13 protein-coding genes are annotated in these 12,352 nt (G+C 63.7%); 10 read left to right on the forward strand and 3 right to left on the reverse strand.

What is annotated here, in order from left to right:
• The first annotated feature begins 7 nt into the window (after positions 1-7).
• Positions 8-934: an SPFH domain-containing protein gene (locus tag AWB70_RS05760; RefSeq protein ID WP_045450454.1), complete on the forward strand. Its 927-nt coding sequence runs from the start codon at positions 8-10 to the stop codon at positions 932-934.
• Between the two features lie 35 nt (positions 935-969).
• On the opposite strand, the gene smpB is transcribed toward AWB70_RS05760, so the two are convergent.
• The gene (smpB, locus tag AWB70_RS05765; protein WP_014191145.1) at positions 970-1,419 is read right to left on the reverse strand and encodes an SsrA-binding protein SmpB; all 450 of its coding nucleotides are present in this window, start codon (positions 1,417-1,419) and stop codon (positions 970-972) included.
• A 119-nt stretch (positions 1,420-1,538) separates the two neighbouring features.
• On the opposite strand from smpB, the gene AWB70_RS05770 reads away from it, so the two are divergent.
• Together AWB70_RS05770 and AWB70_RS05775 are read left to right on the forward strand one after the other, a co-directional pair.
• Complete coding sequence (locus AWB70_RS05770; protein ID WP_014191146.1) at positions 1,539-1,976, forward strand: type II toxin-antitoxin system RatA family toxin; 438 nt, start codon at positions 1,539-1,541, stop codon at positions 1,974-1,976.
• Entirely contained in the window at positions 1,973-2,305 is a 333-nt protein-coding gene (locus AWB70_RS05775; protein ID WP_053567993.1) for an RnfH family protein, read from the forward strand. Before AWB70_RS05770 ends, AWB70_RS05775 begins: the two co-directional genes overlap by 4 nt.
• A 6-nt stretch (positions 2,306-2,311) precedes the next feature.
• Here the strand turns inward: AWB70_RS05775 and AWB70_RS05780 are convergent, their stop codons facing one another.
• Positions 2,312-3,292: a DMT family transporter gene (locus tag AWB70_RS05780; protein WP_053567994.1), complete on the reverse strand. Its 981-nt coding sequence runs from the start codon at positions 3,290-3,292 to the stop codon at positions 2,312-2,314.
• 221 nt (positions 3,293-3,513) lie between these two features.
• Here AWB70_RS05780 and guaB point away from each other — a divergent pair, with 221 nt between their 5' ends.
• From guaB to guaA, 3 genes are all read left to right on the forward strand, one after another.
• Complete coding sequence (gene guaB / locus AWB70_RS05785) at positions 3,514-4,974, forward strand: IMP dehydrogenase (RefSeq protein ID WP_014191149.1); 1,461 nt, start codon at positions 3,514-3,516, stop codon at positions 4,972-4,974.
• 15 nt (positions 4,975-4,989) lie between these two features.
• Positions 4,990-5,805, forward strand: a complete 816-nt coding sequence (locus AWB70_RS05790; protein WP_014191150.1) for a hypothetical protein — start codon at positions 4,990-4,992, stop codon at positions 5,803-5,805.
• A gap of 149 nt (positions 5,806-5,954) precedes the next feature.
• Complete coding sequence (gene guaA / locus AWB70_RS05795) at positions 5,955-7,538, forward strand: glutamine-hydrolyzing GMP synthase (protein ID WP_053567995.1); 1,584 nt, start codon at positions 5,955-5,957, stop codon at positions 7,536-7,538.
• Position 7,539: 1 nt separating this feature from the next.
• On the opposite strand, the gene AWB70_RS05800 is transcribed toward guaA, so the two are convergent.
• Entirely contained in the window at positions 7,540-8,469 is a 930-nt protein-coding gene (locus tag AWB70_RS05800) for an alpha/beta fold hydrolase (RefSeq protein WP_053567996.1), read from the reverse strand.
• Here AWB70_RS05800 and thpR point away from each other — a divergent pair.
• The 4 genes from thpR (at position 8,455) to AWB70_RS05820 (ending at position 12,336) form a co-directional block, all read left to right on the forward strand.
• Positions 8,455-9,030 carry an RNA 2',3'-cyclic phosphodiesterase gene (gene thpR, locus AWB70_RS05805; RefSeq protein WP_053567997.1) on the forward strand — a complete coding sequence of 192 codons (576 nt, stop codon included), beginning with the start codon at positions 8,455-8,457 and terminating at the stop codon, positions 9,028-9,030. The two genes, AWB70_RS05800 and thpR, sit on opposite strands and share 15 nt — an antisense overlap.
• Positions 9,031-9,114: 84 nt before the next feature.
• Positions 9,115-9,678: a D-alanyl-D-alanine dipeptidase gene (gene ddpX, locus AWB70_RS05810; protein ID WP_053567998.1), complete on the forward strand. Its 564-nt coding sequence runs from the start codon at positions 9,115-9,117 to the stop codon at positions 9,676-9,678.
• Between the two features lie 16 nt (positions 9,679-9,694).
• A complete protein-coding gene (locus AWB70_RS05815) occupies positions 9,695-11,287 on the forward strand; it encodes an ABC transporter substrate-binding protein (RefSeq protein WP_053567999.1) in 1,593 nt (530 codons plus the stop codon).
• 74 nt (positions 11,288-11,361) lie between these two features.
• Positions 11,362-12,336 (forward strand): ABC transporter permease, encoded by a 975-nt coding sequence (locus AWB70_RS05820; RefSeq protein ID WP_235024149.1) that lies wholly within the window; start codon positions 11,362-11,364, stop codon positions 12,334-12,336.
• The last annotated feature ends 16 nt before the right edge of the window (positions 12,337-12,352 follow it).

The raw sequence follows: 12,352 nt of genomic DNA on the forward strand, positions 1-12,352 counted from the left end.
AAAAACAATGTATTTCGCACTTGTCCTGCTCGTCATCGCGATCGTGATCGTGATGAACACGGTCAAGATCGTTCCGCAGCAGCACGCCTGGGTGCTGGAGCGCCTTGGCCGCTATCACGGCACGCTCACGCCGGGCCTGAACATCGTGCTGCCCTTCATCGACCGGATCGCCTACAAGCACATGCTCAAGGAGATTCCGCTCGAAGTGCCGAGCCAGGTCTGCATCACGCGCGACAACACGCAGTTGCAGGTCGACGGCGTGCTGTACTTCCAGGTGACGGATGCGATGAAGGCGTCGTACGGTTCAAGCAACTTCGTGTTCGCGATCACGCAGTTGTCGCAGACCACGCTGCGTTCCGTTATTGGCAAGCTGGAGCTCGACAAGACCTTCGAGGAGCGCGATTTCATCAACCAGAGCATCGTCAACGCGCTCGATGAAGCCGCCGCGAACTGGGGCGTGAAGGTGCTGCGCTACGAGATCAAGGATCTGACGCCGCCCAAGGAGATTCTGCACGCCATGCAGCAGCAGATCACCGCCGAGCGGGAGAAGCGCGCGCTGATCGCGGCGTCCGAAGGCCGCAAGCAGGAGCAGATCAACCTCGCCGCCGGCGCGCGTGAGGCTGCGATCCAGAAGTCGGAAGGCGAGCGTCAGGCGGCGATCAATCAGGCGCAGGGCGAGGCGTCGGCGATTCTCGCGGTGGCCGAGGCGAACGCGCAGGCGATTCAGAAGATCGGCACCGCCATTCAGACCGCAGGCGGCATGGAAGCGGTCAACCTGAAGATCGCGGAGCAGTATGTCGGCGCGTTCGGCAACATCGCGAAGACCGGCAACACGTTGATCGTGCCGGGCAATCTGTCGGACATGAGTTCGATGATCGCGTCGGCGTTGACGATCGTGAGGGGTGAGGGCGGCGGCGTCGTCAAAAAGGCATAAGACAATCGGGGCGCTCATGAGCGCCCCGATTCGCTTTATCGCGCCGCGCTCCGCATGAGCCGCCCGCGCTCGCGTTCCCAGTCGCGCTTCTTTTCGGTCTCGCGTTTGTCGTGCAGCTTCTTGCCCTTCGCAAGGCCGATTTCGCACTTCACGCGGCCGTCCTTGTAGTGGAAGTTGAGCGGCACGAGCGTATGGCCGCGCTGCTCGACCTTGCCGATGAGTTTGTCGATCTGGTCGCGATGCAACAGCAGCTTCCGCGTGCGCACCGGGTCCAGATTGGCGAACTTCGACGCCTCGGGCAGCGGGCTGATATGCGTGCCGATCAAAAAGAGCTCGCCTTGCTTGATCACGACGTAGCCCTCCTTGATCTGCCCGCGGCCCGCGCGCAGCGCCTTGACTTCCCAGCCTTCGAGCACGAGACCGGCCTCGTAGCGCTCTTCGACGAAGTAATCGAAGAAAGCTTTTCTGTTGTCGATGATGCTCATGAATGGAAAGTGCCCAACTCGTTTAAAATCACGATTTTAGCAGCGCGCCGCCCGGCATTCGAACTACCGCCGCGTTCTCTTGCGCGTTGCCGCCCAATTAAGCCACCGCTGCGCCCTATATGGCAGACGTTCAGAAAACCGTATTGATCCGCCATTCAGCGGAAGAAATGTTCGACCTCGTCACTGATGTCGCCGACTATCCCAATTTCCTGCCCTGGTGCGGCGGCGTCGAGATCGGCCGCCAGGACGAGAATGGCATGGAAGCGAAGATCGACATCAGCTTCAAGGGCATCAAGCAGCATTTCGCGACGCGCAACACTCAGAAGCGGCCCACCAACATCGATATGGAGTTCCTGAGCGGCCCTTTCAAGAAGTTCACCGGGTACTGGCACTTCACGCCGCTGCGCGCGGACGCGTGCAAGATCGAATTCGCACTGCATTACGAGTTCTCCAACGTGATCCTGGAGAAGCTCATCGGGCCCGTGTTCAGCCATATCGCCAATACGTTCGTCGATTCTTTCGTGAAGCGCGCGGACCAGCGCTACGGCAAGCCATGATGCAGATCGACGTGTGTTACGGACTGCCCGGCGGCGCGAGTTTTCTCGCTCGCGTCGATCTGCGCGAAGGCGCGACGGTGCGCGATGCGATCGAGGCGAGCGGCGTGCTGAGCGCGCATCGGGACATCGATCTCGCGACGCAGAAGATCGGCGTGTTCGGCAAGCTGACGCCGCTCGATGCCGCGCTCGCGAACTTCGATCGCGTGGAGATTTATCGTCCGCTGAAAGTGGATCCCAAGATGGCGCGCCAGCGCCGCGTCGAGAAAACCCGCAAGGCCGGGTCGATCGAAGGGCGCAAGTGGCAGTCGAAGGATTCGCGCTCGACCTGAACCGGTTCAGTGCGCGGGCGCTTCGCTCGCGACGGCGGGCGCCGCGCCCACCGTATGCTGCCTGACCGACCAGCACACGCCGACGAGCAGCAGCGCGATCGCGAGCACTTCGGGCGTGCGCGGCCAGCGGCCATCGTAGACGAACGCGTAGAGCAGCGCGAAGAGCGTTTCGAACACGATCATCTGGCCAGCGAGCGTCAAAGGCAGGCGCTTCGCCGCCGCATTCCACAGCATGTTGCCGAGCCACGAACCGCCCGTCGCGAGCGCAACACACACGATCCAGAAGAGATGCCAGCGAGCGGCCGGCACGCTCGCCTGCACGGCCCCCGCCGGCAGCATCCATACGATCAGGCCGAGCACGACGCCGAGCAGCCCCGTCACGATGCCCCACAACACCGACCATTCGTTGCCGTCGAAATGGCGGTTGGCCTGCAGATAGCGCGCGTTGACGACCGCGTACCACGTCCAGGACGCAAGCGCCCCCAGCGCGCAGGCGAGACCGGCTACGCGCGTGAGCACGCCCGTCGCAGGCTCGCCGCTGGCGGAGGCGGCGAGCACGTCGCTGAACACATCGACATTGATGCACGCGATGCCCGCCAGAATCAGCAGCAGAGGGCCGGCGAGACGCCTGAGATCGACCGCGCCGTGATCGCGCCGCCCGGCGAGCGTGACCGTCACAGGCAAAATGCCGACGATCAGCGACGACGGCGCGACGCCCACCAGTTGCACCGCGCTCGCGAGCAGCATGTAGTAGAGCAGGTTGCCGACGAGCGCGAGCTTCACCAGCGCGATGAAATCCGCGCGCGTGAGTTTGGCGACGAGCTTGCGCGCAAACGGCAGCGCGACCGCAAGGGAGACGGCGCCGTACATCAGATAGCGCCCGATCGACAGCGTCAACGGAGAAAAATCGGGCAAGAGCCGGGGCGCGAGAAAAATGAAGCCCCAGATCGCGCCCGCCGCCATTCCGTACATCACACCGCGCTGCATTGTCCGCTCCCTGCGTTTATTCCGATTGACGGGGCGAAGCGTAGCGTGCCCCCGGCCGTCCGTCTTGTCGAAAACTGCACCCGCCGAACCACCGGGTTCGCGGCCGAATCGGCGCCGCCGGCGGCCCGGAATTTGCGGGCGAATCGCGTAAGCTGCTGTTCGGGCAGTGAAAATGCGGGGAACTATCGGTATAATCTGCTTTTGCGCCCATAGGATTTGCCATGCGTCTGATCCAGAAAGCACTCACGTTCGATGACGTGCTCCTCGTGCCCGCGTTTTCCAGCGTTCTCCCGCGCGACACCAGCCTGAAATCCCAGCTGACTCGCAACATCTCCCTGAACATGCCGCTCGTGTCCGCCGCCATGGACACCGTCACCGAAGGCCGGCTCGCCATCGCCATGGCGCAGATGGGCGGCATCGGCATCGTCCACAAGAATCTCACCGCCAAGGAACAGGCCCGCGAAGTCGCGAAGGTGAAGCGTTTCGAGTCGGGCGTCGTGCGCGACCCGATCACCGTGCCGCCGCAAATGCGCGTGCGCGACGTCATCGCGCTCACGCAGCAGCATGGCATTTCGGGCTTTCCGGTGGTCGAGGGCGCGCAACTGATCGGCATCGTCACCAACCGCGACCTGCGTTTCGAGGAGCGCCTGGACGAGCCGGTGCGCAACATCATGACGCCGCGCGAGCGTCTCGTGACGGTCAAGGAAGGCACGTCGCTGGCCGAGGCGAAGGCGCTGATGCACAGCCATCGCCTGGAACGCGTGCTGGTCGTCAACGACGCATTCGAATTGCGCGGCCTGATGACGGTGAAGGACATCACCAAGCAGACCGAAAACCCGGACGCCTGTAAAGATCAGGACGGCAAGCTGCGTGTGGGCGCGGCAGTGGGCGTGGGTGCGGACAATGAAGAGCGCGTCGAACTGCTCGCGGCGGCCGGCGTCGACGTGATCGTCGTCGATACCGCGCACGGCCATAGCCAGGGCGTGCTCGAACGCGTGCGCTGGGTCAAGCAGAACTATCCGCACGTGCAGGTCATCGGCGGCAACATCGCGACGGCGGCGGCGGCGAAGTCGCTCGTCGAATACGGCGCGGATGCGGTGAAGGTCGGCATCGGCCCGGGCTCCATCTGCACGACGCGTATCGTCGCGGGCGTGGGCGTGCCGCAGATCACGGCGATCGCCAACGTGTCCGAAGCGCTGCGCGGCAGCGGCGTGCCGGTCATCGCGGACGGCGGCGTGCGTTTCTCGGGCGACGTCTCCAAGGCGCTTGCCGCGGGCGCGAACGTCGTGATGATGGGCAGCATGCTCGCGGGCACCGAGGAATCGCCGGGCGACGTGTTCCTGTATCAGGGCCGCCAGTACAAGTCGTACCGCGGCATGGGCTCGGTCGGCGCGATGAAGGACGGCGCCGCGGACCGCTACTTCCAGGACAATTCGGCGAACATCGACAAGCTCGTGCCGGAAGGCATCGAAGGCCGTGTGGCCTACAAGGGCTCGGTGAACGCCATCCTGTTCCAGATCGTCGGCGGCGTGCGCGCGAGCATGGGCTATTGCGGCTGCCGCACCATCGCCGAGATGCACGAGAAGGCGGAATTCGTGCAGATCACGGCGGCCGGCATGCGCGAGTCGCATGTGCACGACGTGCAGATCACCAAGGAAGCGCCCAATTATCACGTCGATTAACTACGCGGACTGATCATGAAACCGTTGCTGCGGGTCGTGCTCGTCGTCAATGCCCTGATTTTCGTCGCGTTCGGCGTGTTGTTTCTGCTGACGCCGTGGCCAGGCTTGTACGGCGCGCTGCAACTGGATTCGATCCGCGTGCAGCCCGCGTTCGCGGGGCAGTTGCTCGGCCTGGCGCTCGTCGGTCTCGCGTGGCTCGCGTTTCATGCGGCGGTCGACGGCGCGTTGACCGCGCGGGCCGCGCGGGTGTCCGGCCACGTGGAATGGCTCTCGGGCGTGATCGTGCTGGTCTGGCTCCTCGGGCTGAAAACGCCCCAGGTCGATGGCTTCGGTCAGATGAGCGCGGCGGTGGTCGGCATCGTACTGCTGGTGCTGGGCCTCGGCAGCGTGCGGCTGTCGTCGGCGGTGCGCCGGCGCGAGCGCGCGGCGCAGGCCGGCGCGGCGTCGGCACAGCGCGCGGAGAAAAAGGCCGCGCAAAAGCGCGAAGTCACGCGTGCGGAGGCGGTGGATACCCCGCGCCCCGCAGCCCGCGCGCCCGATGCGACCGCCATCGACCCGGTTTCGGGCCGCGCGATCGATTCGTCGGGCCGTCCGCTCGATCCCGCTTCACCGATTTCGCCGATTTCCCCGATCCCGCCGGCCGCCGTGCGCGCGCATCCGGACGGCGCGGTCGATCCCGTCACTGGCGGCACGCTCGACCCGGTGACGGGCCGCGCGATCGATCCCGTCACCGGCAGGCGCATCGAGCCTGTCATCAGCGGCGAGATCGATCCGGCGACGGGCAGACGAGTCGATCCACTCGCGCCCGACGCGGGCCGCGCGCCACGATGAGCGCAGCAGCGGAAAACACGCAGCGCAAACGTGAAGCACAAGCACGGTCGGCCTTTGCGCCGGCCGTCGATTTATTTGCAGGCGGGCCGCGCGAAGCCGCGTCCCGGCAGCCCCGTCATCATTCGTTCACTTAGCCTTTGGCCGCAGCCATGCACGACAAAATCCTGATTCTCGATTTCGGCTCCCAAGTCACCCAACTGATCGCCCGGCGCATCCGCGAGTCGCATGTCTACTCGGAAATCCATCCGTACGACGTCGACGAGACGTTCATCCGCGAATTCGCGCCGAAGGGCATCATCCTGTCGGGCGGGCCGAACTCGGTCCACGAGGCCAAGTCGCCGCGCGCCCCGCAGATCGTCTTCGATCTCGGTGTGCCGGTGCTCGGCATCTGCTACGGCATGCAGACGATGGCCGACCAGCTTGGCGGCAAGGTCGAACTCGGCACCGTGCGCGAGTTCGGCTACGCGGAAGTGCAGGCGCTGAACCACACGGGTTTCCTCGAAGGCATTCAGGACTTCGCGAGCGCGCAGGGCGATTCCATGCTCAAGGTGTGGATGAGCCACGGCGACAAGGTCGTGGATTTGCCCGCGGGGTTCAAGCTGATGGCGTCGACGCCGTCATGCCCGATCGCCGCGATGGCCGACGACGACCGCCGCTTCTACGGTTTGCAGTGGCATCCGGAAGTCACGCATACGGTGCAGGGCCGCGCGATGCTCGACCGCTTCGTGCTGGAACTGTGCGGCGCGCAGGCGGACTGGGAAATGGGCCATTACATCGACGAAGCCGTGGAGAAGATCCGCGCGCAGGTCGGCGATGAGCACGTGATTCTCGGCTTGTCCGGCGGCGTGGATTCGTCGGTGGCGGCGGCGCTCTTGCATCGCGCGATCGGAGACCAGCTGACCTGCGTGTTCGTCGATCACGGCCTGCTGCGTCAGAACGAGGCGGAGCAGGTGATGTCGACTTTCGCCGATCACCTCGGCGTGAAGGTCATCCATATCGATGCGAGCGAGGCATTCTTGCAGAAGCTCGCCGGCGTGACCGATCCGGAGGCGAAGCGCAAGATCATCGGCGCGGAGTTCGTCGAAGTGTTCTATCAGGAATCGGACAAGATCACGGACGCGAAGTGGCTCGCGCAAGGCACGATCTATCCGGATGTGATCGAGTCGGCGGGCAAGGGCAAGAAGGGCGCGCACACGATCAAGAGCCACCATAACGTGGGTGGTCTGCCGGAAACGCTGAACCTGAAGTTGCTCGAACCGTTGCGCGAGCTTTTCAAGGACGAAGTGCGCGAGCTGGGCGTGAAGCTCGGCCTGCCGCCTGCCATGGTGTACCGCCATCCGTTCCCGGGGCCTGGCCTCGGCGTGCGGATTCTCGGCGAAGTGAAGCGCGAATTCGCCGACCTGCTGCGCCGCGCGGACGCGATTTTCATCGAGACGCTGCGCAACACCATCGATAAGGAAACGGGCAAGTCGTGGTACGACCTGACGAGCCAGGCGTTCGCGGTGTTTCTGCCGGTGAAGAGCGTCGGCGTGATGGGCGACGGGCGCACGTATGAGTACGTCGTTGCGCTGCGCGCCGTGCAGACGCTGGATTTCATGACCGCGCATTGGGCGCATCTGCCGCACGACCTGCTCGGGCATGTGTCCAATCGCATCATCAACGAAGTGCGCGGGATCAATCGCGTGGTGTACGACATTTCGGGAAAGCCGCCTGCTACGATCGAGTGGGAGTGATCTAACTTCGCGCCGCGGGCGAGGCTTCGGCCTCGCCCGCAGGCATGATGTCTCGATTGCCCGAGCCAAGCAGGGCGCTGATCGCCCGCGCCAGACCATCGGGATTGTCATAGGCGATCATGTGCTCCGCGTCGGCCACGCGCTCGATGGCGCAGCCCGCCCGCTCGAATCGCTTGATTTCATCGCCCGTCGCTTTTTCCGACAGGATGATTCCCTTCGCCGCATCCAGATTGGCGAGATCGTCCAGCCAGTTCCCCGCGTTATCGTCGAGGGCGGAACGCGCCCAACGGTAAATCGCGTGAGGCGAAGCGACAGAAAACGGTCCCAGCCACGCATCGTTCGTACCCTGCGCCTTCAATTGCACCAGCCATTCCGAAAAGCCGCCGTGGACGAATTGCGCTTCAGTCACGGAAGTCATCTCCGATAGCATCGCGACGCCATACTCGTTCAATCCCGGTTCGCACAAAATGACTGCGTCGACGTGCTCGCGAAGACGCCGCGCCAGCTTCATCGCGATGAACGCCCCGGCGCTGTGGCCGAAAAGATTCACGCGCTCGAATCCCGTTTGAGCGATGAATTCGGCTAGAACGGCGGCCTGCGCATCCGAACTGTATTCGCCGTCCGTGGGTTTGTCGCTGAAGCCCGCGCCCATGAGGTCGAGCAATAGCGATCGACCTTTGAAGTAGGCGTCCGAGGCAACGACGGGCGCATAATCACTGCTCGAAGCGCATCCGAGGCCGTGGATGAACACGAGCGGCGTCGCGCCGGCATATACATCCAGATAACGAAGGACGGTGCCGCATTCGGCCACGCAGAAGGTGTTCATGTCGATCCTTGAACGGGTTCGAAGCGATGACGCTATTTCACTACGGACACCGAAGCGAGAAAAGGTGTATCGAGCGCAAAAGGGTGAAAAATGGACACGCCGCATGCCGATCCCGTTGGCCGGGCCCGCCCCACCGACTCTCTCTTCTTCGCCCTCTATCCGACTGCATCCGCCGCGGCGCGCATCGCCGAACTGACCGCGCGTCTGTGCGCCAGTCACAAGCTGAAGGGAAGGCCGATTCCCGCCGATCGCCTTCACATCACCTTGCATTACCTCGGCGCGTTCGCGGGGCTTTCCGCCGATCTGATCGCGCAGGCACGCACAGCAGCGGCGCAAACGGCGTTCCCACCGGTCGATATCGTCCTCGACCACGTCGAGAGTTTTTCCGGCCGCCGCGCCAAGCGCCCATTGGTTCTCTCCGGCGAGATCAGCGAGTCGCTCGGCGCACTTGAACACGCTCTCGGCGCCGCGCTGGACGACGCCGGAATTCCCCTCAAACGCCATCCCGAATTCAAGCCCCACGTAACCCTGCTGTACGACGAGCACCGCGTCCATCGCGAGGCCGTCGCGCCCGTCGCCTGGACCGCGCGCGAGTTCGCGCTGGTGCGCAGCCGGCTCGGCAAATCGCAATATGAAGTGCTTGCGCGCTGGCCGCTCGAATCGTAATTTGCCGAAACCATCCGACAGAGGGTTTCGCGGATTTTTCTTCCGCGTTAAGGTTCGTCTATCGATATTCAGGCCGCGCCCCACATGACTCGATCCCGCCTGTTGCCCATCACGCCCGAAACGCATGACGTCCAGATCGATCTCGTCTACGCGACCGATCGCAATTTCACCGGCAAGCCGATCTACAAAGCCCAGCATTGCCTGCTGCTCGAACCCGCGGAAGCCGCATTGCGCAAGGCGGTCGATATCGCGCGCAGTATCGGCATGAGGCTGCGGATTTTCGATGCCTATCGTCCGCCTCAAGCCCAGAAAGTGCTGTGGGATTTCCTGCCCGACCCCAACTTCATCGCCGAACTGGGGCGCGGCTCGAATCATAGCCGCGGCACGGCCGTGGACCTGACGCTCGTCGACCGGCAAGGCAACGAGCTCGACATGGGCACGGGCTTCGACGCGATGGTCGTCGAATCCGAACACTTTCATCTGGATTTGCCGGAGCCGGTACAACGCAACCGCACGCTGCTGCTGGGCGTCATGCACGGCGCGGGATTCACGCACATCAAAAGCGAGTGGTGGCATTACGAATTGCCAGGTTCGCGCGAACTTGCTTTGATCGACAACGAAGAAAGCGGCCCGCTGCGGCTCATGTAACAGGGGAAAATCGCATATGAAAATGAGTGCAGTCATTCTGGCGCTGGCGTTCGTCGTGTGCGGCGCCGAACTGGGGAGTGCGGCCAGTGCGGCGACGCCGAAGGACATGTTCGTCATGGCGACGCTGCTCGACGAGTTCACATCGCTCGACCCCGGCGAAATCTACGAACTGGTGCCGGAGGAATACGTCGCCAACACGTATGACCGGCTGGTGCGCGTCGATCTGAAAGACCCGTCGAAATTCAATGGCGATGTCGCCGAGTCCTGGACCGTCAGCCCGGATGGCCTCACGTTCACGTTCAAGATTCGCCCGGGGCTCAAGTTCCACTCGGGCAACGCGCTCACGGCCGACGACGTCGCGTGGTCGATCCAGCGCACCGCCTTGCTCGACAAGGGCGCGGCGGCCGTGCTCGCGGGCATTGGCTTGACCAAGGCGAATGCCGCGCAGAACGTGAAGAAAATCGACGATACGACCGTCTCCGTGACGACGGATCGTCGCTATGCGTCGACCTTCGTGCTGAACGTGCTCGGCTCGTGGCCGGCGTCGGTGGTGGATCGCAAGCTCGTGGAATCGCACGCCAAGGGCAACGATTACGGCAACGAGTGGCTGAAGACCAACGAGGCCGGCTCGGGCGCGTACAAGCTCGTCAAGTGGACCGCGAACGACAGCATCGTGCTGCAGCGCTTCGACGGCTACCGCATGCCGCTCGCGATGAAGCGCATCGTGCTGCGTCACGTGACCGAAGCGGCGAGCCAGCGGCTGATGATCCAGAACGGCGATATCGACGTCGCACGCGATCTCTCGCCCGACGATCTCGACACGCTCTCGAAGTCGGGCGTCATCAAGGCGACGGCCATTCCGCAGGCCACGCTCATGTATCTCGGCCTGAACAACAAGAACCCGAATCTCGCGAAGCCGGAAGTCTGGGAAGCGATGAAGTGGCTGATCGACTATCAGGGCATTCAGAAGAACGTGATCCGCACCACCTACAAGGTGCACGAAACGTTCTTGCCCGAAGGCTTTCTCGGCGCGCTCAACGAAAATCCGTATCACCAGGACGTGGCGAAGGCGAAGGCGCTGCTCGCGAAAGCGGGACTGGCCAACGGCTTCACCGTGAAGATGGACGTGCGCAACGACTACCCATACAGCGAGATCGCGCAGGCCGTGCAGGCGAACCTCGCGCTCGCGGGCATCAAGGTTCAACTGATGCCGAGCGACAACAAGCAGACCCTCGGACGCTATCGCGCGCGGGCGCATGACATTTACATCGGCGAGTGGTCGGCGGATTACATCGATCCGCACAGCAACGCGCAGGGTTTCGTCTGGAACCCGGATAACTCGGATGCGTCGAGCTACAAGATGCTCGCGTGGCGCAACGCGTGGGACATTCCGCAACTGACGAAGGAAACCGACGCGGCGCTCGCGGAAAGCGACACGAAAAAGCGCGCGCAACTCTACGAGAAGATGCAGCGCGAAGTGCTCGCCAAGTCGCCGTTCGTCATCATGCTCCAGAAGGTGTCGCAGGTGGCGGCGCGTCCCGGCGTGACCGGTCTCGAAGTCGGGCCGATCAACGATCTCGTGTCGTATCGCAACCTCAAGAAGCAGTGAGCACGCTAGCGCCTTCCGACCGCGCGAGCGCCGCGAAGGGGCGCGTGCTGCTCGCGCTTGCCCGCTGGATCGCGATGCTCGCCATCACGTTCACGGGGCTGCTTGCGATCACGTTTTTCATCGGCCGCAAGATTCCGATCGATCCGGTGCTCGCGATTCTCGGCGACCGCGCGTCGGCAAGCGCGTACGCGGCCGCGCGGCTGCGGCTCGGCCTCGACAAGCCGCTCATCGATCAATTCCTGATCTACGCGCGCGACGTGCTGCACGGCAATCTCGGCATTTCGCTTCTGACGGCGAATCCGGTCATCGACGATATCAAACGCGTCTTTCCCGCGACGCTCGAACTCGCGACGCTCTCGACGTTCATCGGTGTCGCGATCGGCGTGCCGCTCGGCGTGGCGGCGGCGGTGAAGCACAATCGCATCGTCGATCACATCGCGCGCGTGATCGGGCTCGCGGGCAGTTCCGTGCCGGTCTTCTGGCTCGCGCTGATGGGGCTGCTGCTGTTCTACGCGCGGCTGCATTGGGTGTCGGGGCCGGGGCGCATCGATCCGATGTACGACGGCATGGTCGATACGCGCACGGGCAGCCTGCTGATCGATTCGCTCATCGCCGGCGAATGGGATGTCTTCAGGAACGCGTTCTCGCATATCGCGCTGCCGGCGAGCGTGCTCGCGTTTTATTCGATCGCGTATCTATCGCGCATGACGCGCTCGTTCATGCTCGAACAGTTGAGCCAGGAATACGTGACGACCGCGCGCGCGAAAGGCCTGCCCGAGCGCCGCGTGATCTGGCGGCACGCATTCGGCAACATCGCGGTGCCGCTCTTGACAGTGATCGCGCTCGCGTACAGCTATCTGCTCGAAGGCTCGGTGCTGACCGAGATCGTGTTCGCGTGGCCGGGCATCGGCTCGTACCTGACGGGCGCGCTTCTGAACGCCGACATGAACGCGGTGCTCGGCAGCACGCTCGTGATCGGCGCGACGTTCATCGCGCTGAACCTGCTCACCGATGCGCTGTATCGCGTCTTCGATCCACGGGCCCGCTGACATGGAGGACCTTGCG

This window comes from Caballeronia cordobensis (genome assembly GCF_001544575.2).
Lineage (GTDB): Bacteria > Pseudomonadota > Gammaproteobacteria > Burkholderiales > Burkholderiaceae > Caballeronia > Caballeronia cordobensis.